This window comes from Thauera sp. DNT-1 (assembly GCF_055393985.1).
Window position 1 is genome coordinate 4,366,131 of sequence record NZ_AP043752.1, and the last position, 15,100, is coordinate 4,381,230.

General features: G+C 71.0%; 16 protein-coding genes. 5 read left to right on the forward strand and 11 right to left on the reverse strand.

Annotated elements, in window-relative coordinates; translation table 11 throughout:
• Positions 1-58: 58 nt before the first annotated feature.
• From phoU to ACZ5PP_RS20060, 6 genes are all read right to left on the reverse strand, one after another.
• The gene (gene phoU, locus ACZ5PP_RS20035; RefSeq protein WP_004313978.1) at positions 59-751 is read right to left on the reverse strand and encodes a phosphate signaling complex protein PhoU; all 693 of its coding nucleotides are present in this window, start codon (positions 749-751) and stop codon (positions 59-61) included.
• An 89-nt stretch (positions 752-840) separates the two neighbouring features.
• Positions 841-1,503 (reverse strand): ribose-5-phosphate isomerase RpiA, encoded by a 663-nt coding sequence (rpiA, locus tag ACZ5PP_RS20040; RefSeq protein ID WP_004313976.1) that lies wholly within the window; start codon positions 1,501-1,503, stop codon positions 841-843.
• A gap of 56 nt (positions 1,504-1,559) precedes the next feature.
• On the reverse strand, positions 1,560-2,807 hold the full coding sequence (gene moeA / locus ACZ5PP_RS20045) for a molybdopterin molybdotransferase MoeA (RefSeq protein WP_464826523.1): 1,248 nt from the start codon (positions 2,805-2,807) through the stop codon (positions 1,560-1,562).
• Between the two features lie 49 nt (positions 2,808-2,856).
• Positions 2,857-4,041: a c-type cytochrome biogenesis protein CcsB gene (ccsB, locus tag ACZ5PP_RS20050; protein ID WP_012585063.1), complete on the reverse strand. Its 1,185-nt coding sequence runs from the start codon at positions 4,039-4,041 to the stop codon at positions 2,857-2,859.
• Positions 4,038-6,122 (reverse strand): cytochrome c biogenesis protein ResB, encoded by a 2,085-nt coding sequence (locus ACZ5PP_RS20055; protein WP_043742825.1) that lies wholly within the window; start codon positions 6,120-6,122, stop codon positions 4,038-4,040. Before ACZ5PP_RS20055 ends, ccsB begins: the two co-directional genes overlap by 4 nt.
• 126 nt (positions 6,123-6,248) lie before the next feature.
• Complete coding sequence (locus tag ACZ5PP_RS20060) at positions 6,249-6,878, reverse strand: c-type cytochrome (protein ID WP_012585065.1); 630 nt, start codon at positions 6,876-6,878, stop codon at positions 6,249-6,251.
• Positions 6,879-7,001: 123 nt separating this feature from the next.
• On the opposite strand from ACZ5PP_RS20060, the gene yihA reads away from it, so the two are divergent.
• The 3 genes from yihA (at position 7,002) to ACZ5PP_RS20075 (ending at position 9,461) form a co-directional block, all read left to right on the forward strand.
• Positions 7,002-7,661 carry a ribosome biogenesis GTP-binding protein YihA/YsxC gene (gene yihA, locus ACZ5PP_RS20065; RefSeq protein WP_012585066.1) on the forward strand — a complete coding sequence of 220 codons (660 nt, stop codon included), beginning with the start codon at positions 7,002-7,004 and terminating at the stop codon, positions 7,659-7,661.
• 286 nt (positions 7,662-7,947) lie between these two features.
• Complete coding sequence (gene hemB, locus ACZ5PP_RS20070) at positions 7,948-8,964, forward strand: porphobilinogen synthase (RefSeq protein WP_004326638.1); 1,017 nt, start codon at positions 7,948-7,950, stop codon at positions 8,962-8,964.
• Complete coding sequence (locus ACZ5PP_RS20075) at positions 8,964-9,461, forward strand: GNAT family N-acetyltransferase (RefSeq protein WP_012585067.1); 498 nt, start codon at positions 8,964-8,966, stop codon at positions 9,459-9,461. The genes hemB and ACZ5PP_RS20075 overlap by 1 nt, the downstream gene beginning before the upstream one ends.
• A 69-nt stretch (positions 9,462-9,530) precedes the next feature.
• Here ACZ5PP_RS20075 and ACZ5PP_RS20080 read toward each other — a convergent pair whose 3' ends face one another.
• The 3 genes from ACZ5PP_RS20080 to bioB are packed head-to-tail and all read right to left on the reverse strand — an operon-like array spanning position 9,531 to position 12,175.
• On the reverse strand, positions 9,531-10,181 hold the full coding sequence (locus ACZ5PP_RS20080; RefSeq protein WP_012585068.1) for a pyrimidine 5'-nucleotidase: 651 nt from the start codon (positions 10,179-10,181) through the stop codon (positions 9,531-9,533).
• 39 nt (positions 10,182-10,220) lie between these two features.
• The gene (locus ACZ5PP_RS20085) at positions 10,221-11,183 is read right to left on the reverse strand and encodes a methyltransferase domain-containing protein (RefSeq protein ID WP_012585069.1); all 963 of its coding nucleotides are present in this window, start codon (positions 11,181-11,183) and stop codon (positions 10,221-10,223) included.
• Between the two features lie 11 nt (positions 11,184-11,194).
• Entirely contained in the window at positions 11,195-12,175 is a 981-nt protein-coding gene (bioB, locus tag ACZ5PP_RS20090; protein ID WP_004329059.1) for a biotin synthase BioB, read from the reverse strand.
• 64 nt (positions 12,176-12,239) lie between these two features.
• Here bioB and ACZ5PP_RS20095 point away from each other — a divergent pair, with 64 nt between their 5' ends.
• Together ACZ5PP_RS20095 and ACZ5PP_RS20100 are read left to right on the forward strand one after the other, a co-directional pair.
• Positions 12,240-12,971 (forward strand): ComF family protein, encoded by a 732-nt coding sequence (locus tag ACZ5PP_RS20095; protein ID WP_041589632.1) that lies wholly within the window; start codon positions 12,240-12,242, stop codon positions 12,969-12,971.
• Between the two features lie 137 nt (positions 12,972-13,108).
• Positions 13,109-13,585: a tRNA (cytidine(34)-2'-O)-methyltransferase gene (locus ACZ5PP_RS20100; RefSeq protein WP_004326033.1), complete on the forward strand. Its 477-nt coding sequence runs from the start codon at positions 13,109-13,111 to the stop codon at positions 13,583-13,585.
• 26 nt (positions 13,586-13,611) lie between these two features.
• Here the strand turns inward: ACZ5PP_RS20100 and ACZ5PP_RS20105 are convergent, their stop codons facing one another.
• Entirely contained in the window at positions 13,612-14,613 is a 1,002-nt protein-coding gene (locus ACZ5PP_RS20105; protein ID WP_012585072.1) for an NAD(P)H-dependent glycerol-3-phosphate dehydrogenase, read from the reverse strand.
• The gene (locus ACZ5PP_RS20110) at positions 14,601-15,098 is read right to left on the reverse strand and encodes an SH3 domain-containing protein (protein WP_012585073.1); all 498 of its coding nucleotides are present in this window, start codon (positions 15,096-15,098) and stop codon (positions 14,601-14,603) included. The genes ACZ5PP_RS20105 and ACZ5PP_RS20110 overlap by 13 nt, the downstream gene beginning before the upstream one ends.
• Positions 15,099-15,100: the final 2 nt, after the last annotated feature.

The window sequence follows — 15,100 nt, forward strand, 5'->3', positions numbered from 1 at the left end:
CCGGATCGCCGATGTAAAAAAGGGGAGCCGCAAGCTCCCCTTTTTCATGCCTGACGCCTCAGCCCCTGCCGAGCTGCGCCTGCGACTTCTCGAAGCGCACGTCCTCGCCGCGCGCCACGAACACCACGTGCTCGGCGATGTTCATCGCGTGGTCGCCGACGCGCTCGATCGCCTTGGCGATGAAGAGCATCTCGAGGCAGCTCGAGATCGTGCGCGGGTCTTCCATCATGTAGGTGATGAGCTGGCGCATCACGCCCTTGAAGCCGGCGTCGATCTCCGCGTCCTTGCGGCGCAGGTCCTCGATGCCTTCCGGATTCACCCGCGCGAAGGCGTCAAGCGAGGCGCGCAGCAGTTCGAGCGCGAGCTCCACCGCCTGGGTGAGGCCCACGCGCGGCACGAAGGGGGTTTCGGCGCTGTGCAGGCGGCGCGCCGCCTTGGCGATCTTCTTCGCCTCGTCGCCGATGCGCTCGAGGTCGGAGGCGATCTTGATCACCGCCAGCACCAGGCGCAGGTCGCCGGCGGCCGGCTGGCGCTTGGCGATGATGTGGCTGCAGTCGTCGTCGAGCTCGACCTGCGCGAGGTTGATCGGCTTGTCGCCTTCGATCACGGTGTCGAGCAGGTCGAGCTGGCCGCTGCGCAGGCCCTCGATCGCCTTGACGACCTGCGCCTCCGCCAGGCCGCCCATGTTGAGGACGCCACGGCGGATTTCTTCGAGTTCGATGTCGTACTGTCTGAGAGTGTGTTCTGTCATGTTCGCCACGATCCAGTCCGGGAAGCGCGCAGGCTAACAGGCGATTGTTAAGGTTTTGTTGCCTGCAACACGGCTGCCATGCAGGTCGCTCACCGTGCGTCCAGCCGTTGCACGCCGCCGGGGGCGGCGAGCAGCAGCACGTCGGCGCCGCGCACGGCGAAGAGCCCGTTGGTGACCACACCGACGATCTGGTTGATCCGCATCTCGATGGTGACGGGGTCGGTGATCGACAGCCCATGCACGTCGAGGATCAGGTTGCCGTTGTCGGTGACGAAGCCCTCGCGCAGCCTGGGCTCGCCGCCGAGCGCGCGCAGCTCGCGGGCGACGTGGCTGCGGGCCATCGGGATCACCTCGATCGGCAGCGGGAAGCGGCCGAGCACCTCGACCTTCTTGCTCGCGTCGCAGATGCACACGAAGCGCTCGGACACTGCGGCGACGATCTTCTCGCGGGTCAGTGCGCCGCCGCCGCCCTTGATCATCGCGAAGCCGCCGTCGATCTCGTCGGCGCCGTCTACATACACCGGCAGCGACTCGATGCCGTCGAGGTCGAACACCTCGATGCCGTGCGCGCGCAGGCGTTGCGTGCTCGCTTCGGAGCTGGAGACCGCGCCGCGGATGCGATCGCGCATGCCGGCGAGCGCATCGATGAAGTGGTTGACGGTGGAGCCGGTGCCGACGCCGACGATGCTGCCTTCGACCACGTGGTCGAGAGCGGCGTAGGCGGCGGCTTTCTTGAGTTCGTCCTGGGTCATGTGCGCGAGGAAGGGATGAGGTGGGAAGGGGAAAGGGGGAGGGGGAAGCCGGCCGCTCAGACGATGCCGTGGAAGGGTTGCACGAGGACGGTGTCGCCTTCTCTCACGGCGGTGCAGTCGGCCGGCAGCACGACGAAGCAGTCGGCCTCGGACATGGAGCTCAGCACGCCGGAGCCCTGGGCGCCGGCGGGCGCCACGGCAAGCGCCTCGCCGCTGCGCTGCAGGCGGCCGCGCAGGTACTCGACGCGACCCGGCTGCTTGCGCATCGAGAAGGCGGCGCGCACGGGGAAGCGCTCGGGCGCGGGCAGCGGTGCGACGCCCATGAGCTGGAGCAGCGCGTCCTGCACGAACTGGTAGAAGGTGACCATCACCGCCACCGGGTTGCCGGGCAGCCCGAACAGCACCGCATCGCCGATGCGGCCGAAGGCCATCGGCCGCCCGGGCTTGATCGCGAGCTTCCAGAACGCCACCTCCCCCATGCGGTTCATCATCTCGCGGATGAAGTCGGCCTCGCCGACCGACACGCCGCCGCTGGTGATGATCACGTCGGCGGCCTGGGCGGCCTCGCGGAAGGCCTCCTCGAGCGCCTCCGGGCGGTCCGGCACGACGCCGAGGTCGAGGAGCTCGCAGCCCAGGCGGGTGAGCACGCCGTGCAGGGTGTAGCGGTTGCTGTCGTAGACCTCGCCGGGGCCGAGCGGGCGGCCGATCGAGGCGATCTCGTCGCCGGTGGACATCACCGCCACGCGCAGGCGGCGGCGCACGCACACCTCGGCGATGCCGAGCGAGGCGATCAGGCCGAGTTCGGCGGGACCGCAGCGCTTGCCCGCGGGGATCGCGACCCCGCCCTCGGCGAGGTCCTCGCCGGCGCGGCGCAGGTTCTGGCCCTTCTTCTGCCCGATGGGGATGAACACGCGCTCGTGCTCGCGACGGGCGACTTCCTGCACGACGATGGTGTCGGCGCCCTGAGGGATGGTGGCGCCGGTCATGATGCGCACGGCCTGGCCGGCGCCGACCATGCCCGAGAAGGGTCGGCCTGCGAAGGCGGTGCCGACCACCGCGAGCGCGCTCTCGCCATCGGCCGAGAGGTCGGCGGCGCGCACCGCGTAGCCGTCCATCGCGGAGTTGTCGTGCGCGGGCACGTTGCACGGCGCGATCACGTCCTCGGCGAGCACGCGGCCGAGCGCGGCGCGTACCGCGACGCGCTCGCGCCCGGCGATCGGGGTGAGCGCGCCGAGGATCGCGGCGCGCGCGGCATCGACGGCGAGGAAGCTGCGGTCGTCGCCGCCTGCGGGATTGGGATTCATGCTTCGGGTCCGTCCTCGATGGGCGACCGCGCTGCGAGCCCCGGCGCGCTCACAGCGCACCGTAGGAGTGCAGGCCGGTCAGGAACATGTTGACGCCGATGAAGGCGAAGGTGGTGACGAGCAGGCCCACCACCGCCCACCATGCCAGCACCGCGCCGCGCAGGCCCTTGGTCAGGCGCATGTGCAGCCAGGTCGCGTAGTTGAGCCACACGATCAGCGCCCAGGTCTCCTTCGGGTCCCACTGCCAGTAGGTGCCCCAGGCCTCGGCCGCCCACAGCGCGCCGAGGATGGTGGCGATGGTGAAGAAGGCGAAGCCGATCGCGATCGCCTTGTACATCACGTCCTCGAGCACGCGCAAGGGCGGCAGGCGGGAGGCGAGGATGCCGCGCTCGGCGAGCAGGTAGGCGGTGCCGACCATGGCCGAGACCGCGAAGGCGCCGTAGCCGATGAAGTTGGTCGGCACGTGCACCTTCATCCAGTAGGACTGCAGCGCCGGGATCAGCGGCTGGATCTCGTGCGCTTCGCGGGTGAAGGTGTACCAGAGCAGGAAGGCCACCGCGGCCGAGATCACGATCATCACGAAGGCGCCCATGCGCCGCGTGGCGTAGCGACCCTCGTAGTAGAGGTAGAGCAGCGCCGTCATCAGCGCGAACAGCACGAAGACCTCGTACAGGTTGCTGATCGGGATGTGGCCGATCTCGGGGCCGAGCAGGTAGGACTCGTACCAGCGCACGAAGAGGCCGGTGGTGCCCATGACCGCGGCGATCCAGGTCAGCGCCGAGCCGGTGCGCTCGGCGAAGTCGCTGCGTGCGAGCAGGCCCAGCCAGTACGCGCCCGTGGCGATGAAGATCAGCGCGCTCATCCACATGATCGCGGTCTGGCTGGAGATCAGGTACTTGAGCAGGAAGGTCTGCTCGGCGCGCGCGAGATCGCCTTGGTAGAGCGCGATGCTCGCCAGCGCAAGCAGCGCCACCGCGGCGAGGAAGGCGCGGAAGGGCTTCCACTGCCAGCCGATCACGGCGAGCACCGGCACTTGCAGCACCAGGATGAGATCGTCGTATACGTCCATCACCGGGTGGTAGCGGACGAGCGCGAAGGCCGCGCCCAGCATCAGCGCGAGCGCGTACAGCCAGTCGAAGGCGCCGAGCCGGCGCAGCAGCGGCGTGTGCGGCCGGAGCGCGGCGGGGGCCGGACCGGCCGGGGTGGCGGGGGAGGGGCGGGCGATTTCCATCATGCACTTTCTCGGGGTTCGGATGCGGGCACGGGGGCGCCGAGCATGGCGGCGAGGCCTTCGACGTGTTGGCGGAAGGCCTCGTCGACGTCGAGCGCCCTGCGATTGGAAGACATCGCGACCAGCGCCTCGTTCGGCTTCACCAGCACGAACAGGCGACGTTCGCGGATGTAGAGCATCGCGAACACGCCCAGCACCAACAGCAGCGCGCCCAGATAGACGAGCGGCATGCCCGGCGAGCGCGTCGCCTGCAGCACGGTGGCGTGACGCTCTTCGAAGCCGTCGAGCTGAAGCCAGGCAGGCGCGCCGTAGAACTGGCTGTCGGAGATCGCCGCGATGGTGTCGTTGACGAAGGTGGCGCGCGCCGGGTCGAGCTGCAGCGGCGGTTCGCCACCGGCCTCGCGGTGCAGCATCCATGCCTCCCAGGCGAGCCCCTGCAGGATGCGCACCAGCACGTCGGCGGCCGGGCCGCGTTCGGCCTCGGGCACGGACTTCTCGATGAAGCCGCCGAGTGTCTCGTAGCCCTTCTCGGCGAACAGCCCGAGGGTCTGCCGGGCCGACTGCACCAGGGCCTCGCGCATCGCGTCCTGGCCGCGACCGGCGGGGAAGCTGCGCGCGGCGAAGCGGGCGACCAGAGCGTCGCGCTGCGCGGGGTCGAGCAGGCGGTCGCGGATCGCGAACCAGGCATCCACTCCGCCGCGCTCGTCGAGGGGGATGCGCATGTAGCGGAAGGCGTCGGCCTGCGCGTCGCGCAGGCCGGTGTAGAGGAACCAGCGCCCGCCCTGCTCGATCGGCAGCATGTAGTTGTGGAACTCGCGCGCCTGGCCGGCGGGGTCGCGCAGCTTGAAGGTGAAGCTGGGGCCGATGTTGCGCAGGTCGCGCACCTCCGCGCCTTTGGCGCCGCTGCCGAGGTGGCGCTGCAGCTTGTCCATGCCGCGCGGCGCGGCCTCGCCTTCGTCGCCTTGCCCGCCCTCGTTGCCGCGCATGTCCTCGACGTTGAAGGCCCGGAAGTCGGTGAATTCCAGCGTATAGGAGAAGCCCGCGGCGCCGTCGGCGAACGCCAGGCTTTCGCCCACCACGCCCTCGATCTCGCGCAGCACCCCGGGACGGCCAGGCAGCAGGCTGCGCGCCTTGATCGCCAGCTTCGAGCCGCCATCCTCGAAGCTCGACTGGTAGAGGGTGATGCCGTCGACGGTGAGCGGGTGGTTGACCTCGATGGTGTGCCGCGTCGTCTGGCCGCTCGACCGGTCGGTGATGCGGATGTCGCTGGCGAAGCGCTTGGGCATGCCGTTCTGGTAGTGCTCGATGTGGAACTTGTCGAGCGTGACGTTGAAGGGCAGTTCCTGCAGCAGGATGCCGTCGGCCAGGCCGAGCACCGCGAAGCTGGTGCTGCGGCCCTCGGGGATGAAGACGTCGCCGCGGAAGCTCGGGTTGCCCGTGCCGAGACGGGCCGACGGTGGAATGTTTGCGATGACCTGGTCGCCCGCGGTGGTGTGCTTGTCGCCCAGCCACACCTGCAGGCGCAGCGGCAGGTTGCCGTCGAGCAGGCCGCCGATGCAGATCAGCACGATCGCGCCGTGGGCGAGGAAGTAGCCGATGCGTCCGGCGCTGCCCTGGCGGGCGGCGAGCAGGGTGCCTTCGCCGTTGTCGGCGACCCGGCTGGTGAAGCCGGCGTGCGCGAGGTAGGCCTGCGCGCGCTCCACCGCGTCGGCGAGGGGCTGCGCGGGCACGAGGCTGACGCGGTGGGCGAAGCTGCGCAGCGAGGCCTCGCGCGCGCGCTCGCGGAAGCTGCGCATCTCGCGCAGCATCGGCGCGGTCTGGCGCACGATGCACAGCGTGGTCGACAGCACCAGGAAGGCGAGGATGACGAGGAACCAGCCGGCGTTGTACACGGAGTACAGGCCGAGCTTCTCGAAGACGGGGAACCAGAACGGACCGAACTGGTTGAGATAGGCGTTGAAGGGTTCGTTCTGGCGAACGACCGTTCCCACCACCGACGCGATCGACAGGATCGTCAGCAGGGAGATGGCAAAACGCATCGAGCTGAAGAGCTCGAAGAGGGCGCGCGCGATGCCGCTATGCATCCGGACCTCGGAGAAAGACGGACGCCAGCGTCGCAGGGCGTGCGGCGCTGGCGCGCGATGCAGACGATCGCCCCCGCCCGCCCCCACGCGGCTCGGCGGTGGGGGCTGCGCAGGGCTGGCGCAGGGTCAGCGCAGGCCGGTCGCGTAGTCGGCGACGGCCTTGATCTCCGGATCGGTCATCTTGAGCGCGATGGTGCGCATCATGCCGTTCGGGTCGTTTGCGCGCACGCCGTCGCGGAAGGCCTTCATCTGCGCTTCGGTGTATTCGGCGAACTGGCCGGACAGGCGCGGATATTGCGCCGGCATGCCCGCTCCGGCGGGGCCGTGGCAGGCGGCACAGGCGGGGACGCCCTTGGCGGGGATGCCCGCGCGCCAGATCTTCTGGCCGAGGTCGATGGTGCCGAGGCTCTTGGCCGGCTCAGGCTTCTGCTCGAAGCTGGCGAAGTACTTGGCGAGGCCGCGCATGTCGGCTTCCTCGAGGCCGGCGACCATCGCGCCCATGATCGCGTTCTCACGCACCGGCGGATTGCCGTTCCAGCCCTTGAACTCGCGCAGCTGCTTGAAGAGGTAATCCTCGTGCTGGCCGGCAAGCTTGGGGTTGGCCGGGAGCTGGCTGTTGCCGTCGGCGCTGTGACAGGCCGCGCAGACCGTCTCGGCGGTCTGCTTGGCCTTTTCGAGGTCCGGGGCCTGGTCCTGGGCCTGAAGGCCGCCGGCGACCAGCAGAAGCGACGAGAGCAGCAGGGAACGCTTGATCATGATGTCCTCGGAAAGCCGTGAGTGATTGTTTCAAACGCGGTATTCTAATACACGAACGCCTGATTGCGCGATGCGATGAGGTCTGTTCGCCGCGCAAGGCGCGGTTTTCAGTGATCTTCCTCCATGCCTCTGTTCCGCAACGCAACATTCGAAATCTCGATCGCCAAGCCTTCGGGCCTGCCACCGCCCTCGGGCGCGGAGATCGCCTTCGCCGGGCGCTCCAACGCCGGCAAGTCGAGCGCGATCAACACCCTCGCCGGTCACGTGCGCTTGGCCTACGTGTCGAAGACGCCCGGGCGCACGCAGCTGATCAACTTCTTCCGTCTCAACAACGGCGCGCTGCTCGTCGATCTGCCCGGCTACGGCTACGCCGCGGTGCCCGAGAAGATCCGCCGCCAGTGGTCGGGGCTGATCGAGACCTACCTGCGTACCCGCGAGAGCCTGATCGGACTCGTGCTGATCATGGACAGCCGCCATCCGCTCACGCCTCTCGACCGCAACATGATCGATTGGTTCGCGCCCTCGGGCAGGCCGATGCACGTGCTGCTCACCAAGAGCGACAAGCTCTCGCGCGGCGCCGCCGCGGCGACCCTGCAGGAGGTGCGTCGCGCGCTCGAGCCGCTCGGGCCGCAGGTCACCGTGCAGCTGTTTTCCAGCCTGAAGAAGAGCGGGGTGGAGGAGGTCGAGCGCGTGATCGGCGGCTGGCTGGTGCCAGCCGGCACGGTGGGCGGCGACCTCGCCGACAGGCCTGCCGGCGCGGTCGATGCGCCGCCGGGCGCATAAACAAAAGCCCCCGACCAGGGGACGTAGTCGGGGGCGAAAATGCCTCACCAGGCGTGAGGCACCCGCTCAGGGAGGTGAAGCGGGAGATGGCCGGCCTGGGGGCACGGCGCCATCTGCCTGCTAAGATGAGCTCCTGACGTGAAAGTTCCGCAAGCCGCGCGCACGGCCCTGCCGGCGTGCGCGGTTGCGCTGGCCGTGCGTGAGGTGATCCGCGCGCGCCCTGCGGTCGGCGCCCGCCGCCGCACGTCCCCGCCGCACGTTCCACAACGACCTGCTAGAGACCGAGATGCGACCCACTGGAGCCTTTCCCGCGACCCGCATGCGCCGCATGCGCCGTGACGAATTTTCCCGCCGTCTGATGCGCGAGCACGTACTCACCGCCAACGACCTGATCTATCCGGTGTTCGTGCTCGACGGCACCGACCGCAGCGAGGCCGTGCCCTCGATGCCCGGTGTCGAGCGTGTGAGCATCGACCGGCTGTTGGGCGTGGCCGAGGAGGCGATGCGCCTGGGCGTGCCGGCGCTCGCGCTGTTCCCGGTGATCGACCGCGCCGGCAAGACCCCCGGCGCCGAGGAGGCCTGGAATCCGGAGGGCTTGGTGCCGCGCACCGTGCAGGCGCTCAAGGCGAACTTCCCCGACCTGGGCGTGATCACCGACGTGGCGCTCGATCCCTACACCAGCCACGGCCAGGACGGTCTCATCGACCCCGCCGACCCGCGCGGCTACGTGATGAACGACGAGACCCTGGAGGCGCTCGCCAAGCAGGCCCTGTGCCACGCCCAGGCCGGCGCCGATGTCGTGGCGCCTTCCGACATGATGGATGGCCGCATCGGCCGCATCCGCGCCGAGCTGGACGGCGCGGGCCACATCCACACCCGCATCCTGGCCTACTCTGCAAAGTACGCCTCGAGCTTCTACGGCCCCTTCCGCGACGCGGTGGGCTCGGCCGGCAACCTCGGCAAGGGCAACAAGCACACCTATCAGATGGACCCGGGCAACAGCGACGAGGCCCTCCGCGAGGTCGAGCTCGATATCGCCGAGGGTGCCGACATGTTCATGGTGAAGCCCGGCATGCCCTACCTCGACATCGTGCGCCGCGTGAAGCAGGAGCTGCAGGTGCCGACCTACGCCTACCAGGTCAGCGGCGAGTACGCCATGCTCAAGGCCGCCGCGGCCAACGGCTGGCTGGACGAGAGGGCGTGCGCGCTCGAGGCCCTGCTGTCCTTCAAGCGCGCCGGCGCCGACGGCATCCTGACCTATTTCGCGCTCGACGCGGCGCGCTGGCTTAAGGCCGGCGCCTGATGACGGCGCGGCCGGTCCTGCGGCCGTTGTGCGCGGCCGACCTGCCGGACGTGCTGGCGATCCAGCGCGCGGCCTACGGCGACGGCTACCAGGAGTCGGCCGCGGTGCTCGGGCGCAAGCTCGAACTCGCGCCGCAGGCGTGCTGGCTCGCGCAGGCGGACGGTGCGGCGGTGGGCTACGTGTTCGCCCATCCCTGGGACGATGCCGACGCGCCGCCCCTGCATGCGCCGCTGCGAGCCTTGCCGGCACGCGCCGGGCATGGCTTCGTTCATGACCTCGCGGTGGTGCCGGCGGCGCGCGGGCTGGGCGTGGCGGCAGCGCTGTTCGGTCGCGTGCGCGACTGGTCGGCCGCCGCGGGGCATCGCGGACTGCGCCTGGTGGCGCTCGCCGATGCGGTGCCGTTCTGGGCACGCCAAGGCTTCGCCGCGCTGCCGGCGGTGCTGCCGGCGGGCTATGGCGAGGACGCCTGCCTGATGGAGCGTGCGCTGCGCGACTGAGCCAGCGCGGACGTGCCGGCCAGCCTCGAGCGCCGTCGCGCGCGCTCCTGGCCGCACGCGTTCTTCTTCTCAGCGCACCTGCAGCCGCCCGAGCTGGCGGCGCAGCGCGAGGATGTTGGGGATGCGCAGGTCCACGTAGGCCGGCGTGCGCAGCCCGCCGCCCACCAGCACGGTACGCATGCCGAGGCGCTTGGCGGTGCGCAGGTTGACGGCCGAATCTTCCAGCATGATGCATTGCGCGGCGTTCAGGCGCCGGCGCTGGAGCAGGCCGCGGTAGGCGCGGATGCCGGGCTTGGGGTGGTAGTCGAGATCCTCGATGCCGACCACGTCCTCGAACAGGCGGCGCACGCCCATGATCTCCAGCACAGCCTCGGCGTAATGGCGCGGTGCGTTGGAGAACACGATGCGCCGCCCCGGCAGGGCGCGCAGCATGCCGCGCAGCGCGCGCTCGAACACCATCATCTCGTGCAGGCGGTCGAAGCGGTGGGTCTCGACGAGGAAGTGGTCGGGGTCGGTGCCGTGGTGGCGCATCAGGCCGAGCATGGTGGCTCCGTAGCGGTGCCAGTACTGCATGCGCAGCGCGTTGGCCTCGTCGAGGGCGAGCCCGAGGTGCTGCTCGAGGTAGCGCGTCATGCTGCGGTTGATGTGCGGGAAGATGTGCGGACTGGCGTTGTGCAGGGTGTTGTCGAGGTCGAACAGCCAGACGGGACGGGAGGACATCTTCTTCGCTCGGGGCAGGATCGTGCGGGGAGGAGGGGCTCAGCGCGCGGGCGGGCGGGGCTGGAAGCGCATGATGGCGCGTCCGTCCGCGGTGGTCTTCGGGGCGGGCTTCCAGGCGTGGCCCTGGATGATCTCGAAGCTCGCCGGCAGGCGGCCGTCGTGGCGCAGGCGCTCGTAGGCGGCGCGCGCAGCCTCCCAGCCGGTCCGGCCGGAGAGCCCGCGCGGGCGAGTGCTGGCGGCGTTGTTGCCACCGCTCGCGCGCAGGTCGGCGAAGAGGCCGTCGAGGTCGGCGTAGGTCAGGGTCAGCATCTCCATGTCCATGACCGGGTCGCTGAAGCCGGCCTGCACCAGCGCGTCGCCGAGGTCGTGCATGTCGATGAAGCGGTGCACCCGCTCACCCGCCGTGGCGGGCAGCGCGGCGCGCAGCTCGCGCAGGGTGTCGGGGCCGAGCGTCGAGAACATGAAGAGCCCGTCCACCTGCAGCGTGCGGTGCACCTCGCGGAAGGCGGGCAGCGGGTCGTCGAGCGCCGGCAGCATCAGGTTGGACCACACCAGCCCGAGGCTGGCGTGCGCCAGCGGCAGCGCACACGCGTCGGCGACGAAATGCGGCGCCGCGGCGGGGCGCCCGCCGATCAGGCGGCGCAGCAGCCCGCCGCCCTGCGGGCGCAGGCGCGCGCGCGCGCGGGCGAGCATCGCGGGCGCGAAGTCGGCAGCGAGCAGGGTGGCCGCGGGGAAGCGTTCGGCCAGGCGCGGCAGGTCTGCCCCGGTGCCACAGCCGAGGTCGAGCACGCGCTGCGGACTCAGGCGGATGTAGTCGAGGCGCTCGTCCATGCGCCGCGCGACCTCGCGCGCCAGCGCGTCGGCGCCGTCGCAGTGCGGCGCGGCGCGCTCGAAGCGGCGGCGCAGCAGGCTGCGGTCGAGGGCGAAGCCCGGCGCGGCGGGGGCCTGCCCGGGGGGGGCGTCCCGGGCGCTGACGTCCTGGCCGGGGGTGGGGGTGTCCATGCGCTCGCCGCTCAAATTGCGCGCAGGCCGAGGCGCGCGAACAGGCGGTCGTCGCGGTCGGCGTCGGGGTTGTCGGTGGTGAGCAGGCGCTCGCCGTAGAACATCGAGTTGGCGCCCGCCAGGAAGCACAGCGCCTGCAGCTCGTCGCTCATCTCGCCGCGGCCGGCGGACAGGCGCACGTAGCTGCTCGGCATGGTGATGCGCGCGGCGGCGATCGTGCGCACGAATTCGAAGGGGTCGAGCGCCCCGGCGCCCGCGAGCGGCGTGCCCGGGACCTGGACCAGGTTGTTGATCGGCACCGACTCGGGCGGCGCCGGCAGGTTGGCGAGCTGGGCGATCAGCGCGGCGCGCTGGCGGCGGTTCTCGCCCATGCCGACGATGCCGCCGCTGCATACGTTGATGCCGGCGCCGCGCACCTTGTCGAGGGTGTCGAGGCGGTCCTGCAGGGTGTGGGTGGTGATCACCCGGCCGTAGAAGTCGGGTGCGGTGTCGAGGTTGTGGTTGTAGTAGTCGAGGCCGGCGTCGGCGAGCTGCTCGGCCTGGCCTTCCTTCAGCATGCCCAGGGTCACGCAGGTCTGCAGGCCGAGCGCCTTCACCTCGCGCACCATCTCGAGCACCGGGGCGAGGTCCTGGTCCTTCGGCCCGCGCCAGGCGGCACCCATGCAGAAGCGGCTGGCGCCGCGCGCCTTGGCCGCGCGCGCGTTGGCGAGCACCTCGTCGACCGGGAGCAGGCGCTGGCGGGCGAGACCGCTGTCGTGGCGGGCGGACTGCGAGCAGTAGCCGCAGTCTTCCGAGCAGCCGCCGGTCTTGATCGAGAGCAGGGTGGAGCGTTGCACTTCCTGCGGGTCGAAGTGGCTGCGATGCACCTGCTGGGCGCGGAAGACGAGCTCGAGCAGGGGCAGCTCGAAGAGCGCCTCGACCTCGGCGGTCGCCCACTGGTGGCGGGACGGGGGCGCTGCGGGGCGTTCGATCGTCGCGGAAGTCGTTGTCATGTAATGCTTTCCAGGCTGTAATTACGAATTACGAGGCCCGCATGTTCTTCCATCGGTGGAAATCTTGTCAAATTCACTGCATCCCCTCCGCGTCCTGTTCAACCATGCGATGGACGTGCTCGCGCCGCAGGACTGCTTCGTCTGCGGTGCGACGAGCGGCGGCGAGGCCGTCTGTGCCGCCTGTGCCGACGAGCTGCCGCGGCGTCCTTCCACCGCGTGCCCGCAATGCGGCCTGCCCGGCCTGGATGGTGGCCGTTGCGGCGCCTGCCGGCGCAGCGCGCCGGCCTTCGATGCGACGCGGGCGGTGTTCGATTTCGCCTTCCCGGTCGACGCGATGATCCATGCCCTCAAGTACCGCCACCAGCTCGCGGTGGGCCGTTACCTTGGCGATGCGTTGGCCCGATGCGGCGCCGATTTCGCTGCGGAAGACGGCGCGGGGGCCGATCTCGTGCTGCCGATGCCGCTGCATCCGCGCAGGCTCGCCGAGCGCGGCTTCAACCAGGCGGTGGAGCTGGCGCGCGGATTCGCGCGTGCGCGCGACCTGCCGCTCGGGCTCGCCGTCGTGCGCAAGCTGCGCGACCTGCCGGCGCAGGCCGGGCTCGACCGCGAGGCCCGCCTGCGCAGCCCGCGCGGCGCCTTCGAGTGCGTGGAGGACCTGAGCGGGCGCAGGGTGATCGTGGTCGACGACGTGATGACCACCGGCGCCACGCTCGACGAGCTTGCGCGCTGCCTCAAGGGGCGAGGGGCGAGCTGGGTCGGCAACCTGGTCGTGGCGCGCACGCCTTCGCCCTCTTGAGCCCGCGGTGGTGGCGGCCTGCTAGACTCGCCGGCCGGCGGCTCCGCTGCACTCGCTTCGGCTTGCGGAGCGGTCTTGCCGCAGCCGATTTCCGCCCGGCCATGCACCTGCACCCGGCCAACCTTGGCTATCCAGCGATGTTCGAGATCGTCCTCTACCAGCCCGAGATCCCGCCCAACACCGGCAACGTGATCCGCCTCGCCGCCAACACCGGCTGCCGCCTCCATCTGGTGGCGCCGCTCGGCTTCGACCTGTCGGACAAGCAGCTCGCCCGCGCCGGCCTGGACTACCACGATCTCACCTGCCTGACCGTGCATCCCGACTGGGCGCACTGCCGCGAGGTGCTCGCCGGGCGGCGCATGTTCGCCATGAGCACGCGTGCGAGCCGGCGTCACGACCGTGTGGATTTCCAGCCTGGCGATGCGCTGCTCTTCGGTCCCGAGAGCCGCGGCCTGCCCGAGGAGATCCTGCGCGAGTTCGCGCCCGAGCGGCGGGTGCGCATCCCGATGCGCCCGACCAACCGCAGCGTCAATCTGTCGAACGCGGTGGCGGTGGTGGTGTACGAGGGCTGGCGCCAGCACGACTTTGCCGGCGCCGTCGCGCAGGGCGACTGAGCCGAGCCGAGCCGCGCCGCGCGCGCTCACTCCGCGCGCGGGTCGCGTGCGAGCAGGCGCTCCACGGCGCCGCGCGCGTCGAGTCCGTGATGGAGGAGAGCGTCGATGGCTTCGCAGATCGGCATCTCGACGCCATGGCGGCGGGCGAGGCCGACCACCTCGCGTGCGGTCGACACGCCCTCGGCAACGTGGCCGAGCTGGCGCAGGATGTCGGCGAGGCCCTTGCCCTCGGCCAGCGCCAGGCCGACGCGGCGGTTGCGCGAGAGGTCGCCGGTGCAGGTGAGAATCAGGTCGCCCATGCCGGCCAGGCCCATCAGGGTCTCGCCGCGCGCGCCGAGCGCACGCGCGAGGCGGGCGATCTCGGCCAAGCCGCGGGTGATCAGGGCGGCGCGCGCATTGAGTCCGAAGCCCATGCCGTCGGAGACGCCGGCGGCGATCGCCATGACGTTCTTGACCGCGCCGCCGACCTCGCAGCCCACCAGATCGGTGTTGGCGTAGATGCGCAGGCGGGGCTGGTGCAGCACGCCCACCCAGTGGCGGGCGAAATCGGCGTCGTGTGCCGCCAGCGCGATCGCCGCGGGCAGGCCGCGCGCGACCTCGGCGGCGAAGCTCGGGCCGGTGAGTACGCCACTCGCGGACCCGGCGCCGCACTCCTCGGCGACGATCTCGTGCGGCAGCTTGCCGGTGCCGGCCTCGAAGCCCTTGCAGGCCCACAGCAGCGCACGCCCGGGAGCGAGCCGACGCAGCTCGCGCACCGTGGTGCGCAGGCCGGCGAGGGGGGTGACGACCAGATGCAGCTCGGCCTGCGCTGCGGCGCGCGCGAAGTCGGCCTCGACCGCGAGCGTGTCGCGCAGGCGGACACCGCGCAGGTAGCGGGTGTTCTCGTGGATGCGGGCGATCTCTTCGAGCTGGCCGCGGTCGCGGCCCCACAGGACCACCTCGTGGCTGGCGGAAAAGGCTTGGGCGAGCGCGGTGCCCCAGGCGCCCGCGCCGAACACGGCGATGCGGCGGCGGCTCACAGTCCCCATACCTCGCTGGCGTGCACGTAGCCTTCGAAGCCCTCGACGTGGCGCACGCGCGCCCAGCCCTCGCTGGCGGGTTCGAGCAGTTCGAGGACGACGTTGCGCGTGGCTTCGAAGGCGGGCGCGGCGGTCTCCTGCGCGGCGCGGCGCACGATCGCGCGCTCCGCGGTGACGATGACCGTCCGGCGCGTGACGAGGGCGCCGCCCTCGACCCAGCCGAACCCGCCGGCAGGGTCGCGCACGCGCATCCAGCCGTCCTCGCGCACGACGATCTCGACCGGTGTGCCCGGGCGCAGGCGGAACAGCGCCTCGGCATCCGGCGCCGGCTGCTCGCGCAGCAGGGTCGAAGCCGCGACCGAGCGGTATTCGATCGCCTGCGCGGCGACCGGCAAGGCCGCGCCGCCCAGGGGGGCGAACACGGCGAGCATCAGGAGCGCGCGGCCGAGCGGCGCCGAAGGTATCTGCGGGGACGGACGGCGCGCGCGCTTCATGC

Bases quoted from the DNA above. Each gene is read 5' to 3' on its own strand.
- ACZ5PP_RS20055 (WP_043742825.1), bottom strand. From the start codon at position 6,122: ATGCATAGCGGCATCGCGCGCGCCCTCTTCGAGCTCTTCAGCTCGATG.
- ACZ5PP_RS20105 (WP_012585072.1), bottom strand. From the start codon at position 14,613: ATGGGGACTGTGAGCCGCCGCCGCATCGCCGTGTTCGGCGCGGGCGCC.
- yihA (WP_012585066.1), top strand. From the start codon at position 7,002: ATGCCTCTGTTCCGCAACGCAACATTCGAAATCTCGATCGCCAAGCCT.
- phoU (WP_004313978.1), bottom strand. From the start codon at position 751: ATGACAGAACACACTCTCAGACAGTACGACATCGAACTCGAAGAAATC.
- bioB (WP_004329059.1), bottom strand. From the start codon at position 12,175: ATGACAACGACTTCCGCGACGATCGAACGCCCCGCAGCGCCCCCGTCC.
- rpiA (WP_004313976.1), bottom strand. From the start codon at position 1,503: ATGACCCAGGACGAACTCAAGAAAGCCGCCGCCTACGCCGCTCTCGAC.
- ACZ5PP_RS20100 (WP_004326033.1), top strand. From the start codon at position 13,109: ATGTTCGAGATCGTCCTCTACCAGCCCGAGATCCCGCCCAACACCGGC.
- ACZ5PP_RS20060 (WP_012585065.1), bottom strand. From the start codon at position 6,878: ATGATCAAGCGTTCCCTGCTGCTCTCGTCGCTTCTGCTGGTCGCCGGC.
- ACZ5PP_RS20110 (WP_012585073.1), bottom strand. From the start codon at position 15,098: ATGAAGCGCGCGCGCCGTCCGTCCCCGCAGATACCTTCGGCGCCGCTC.
- ccsB (WP_012585063.1), bottom strand. From the start codon at position 4,041: ATGATGGAAATCGCCCGCCCCTCCCCCGCCACCCCGGCCGGTCCGGCC.
- ACZ5PP_RS20085 (WP_012585069.1), bottom strand. From the start codon at position 11,183: ATGGACACCCCCACCCCCGGCCAGGACGTCAGCGCCCGGGACGCCCCC.
- ACZ5PP_RS20075 (WP_012585067.1), top strand. From the start codon at position 8,964: ATGACGGCGCGGCCGGTCCTGCGGCCGTTGTGCGCGGCCGACCTGCCG.
- ACZ5PP_RS20080 (WP_012585068.1), bottom strand. From the start codon at position 10,181: ATGTCCTCCCGTCCCGTCTGGCTGTTCGACCTCGACAACACCCTGCAC.
- moeA (WP_464826523.1), bottom strand. From the start codon at position 2,807: ATGAATCCCAATCCCGCAGGCGGCGACGACCGCAGCTTCCTCGCCGTC.
- hemB (WP_004326638.1), top strand. From the start codon at position 7,948: ATGCGACCCACTGGAGCCTTTCCCGCGACCCGCATGCGCCGCATGCGC.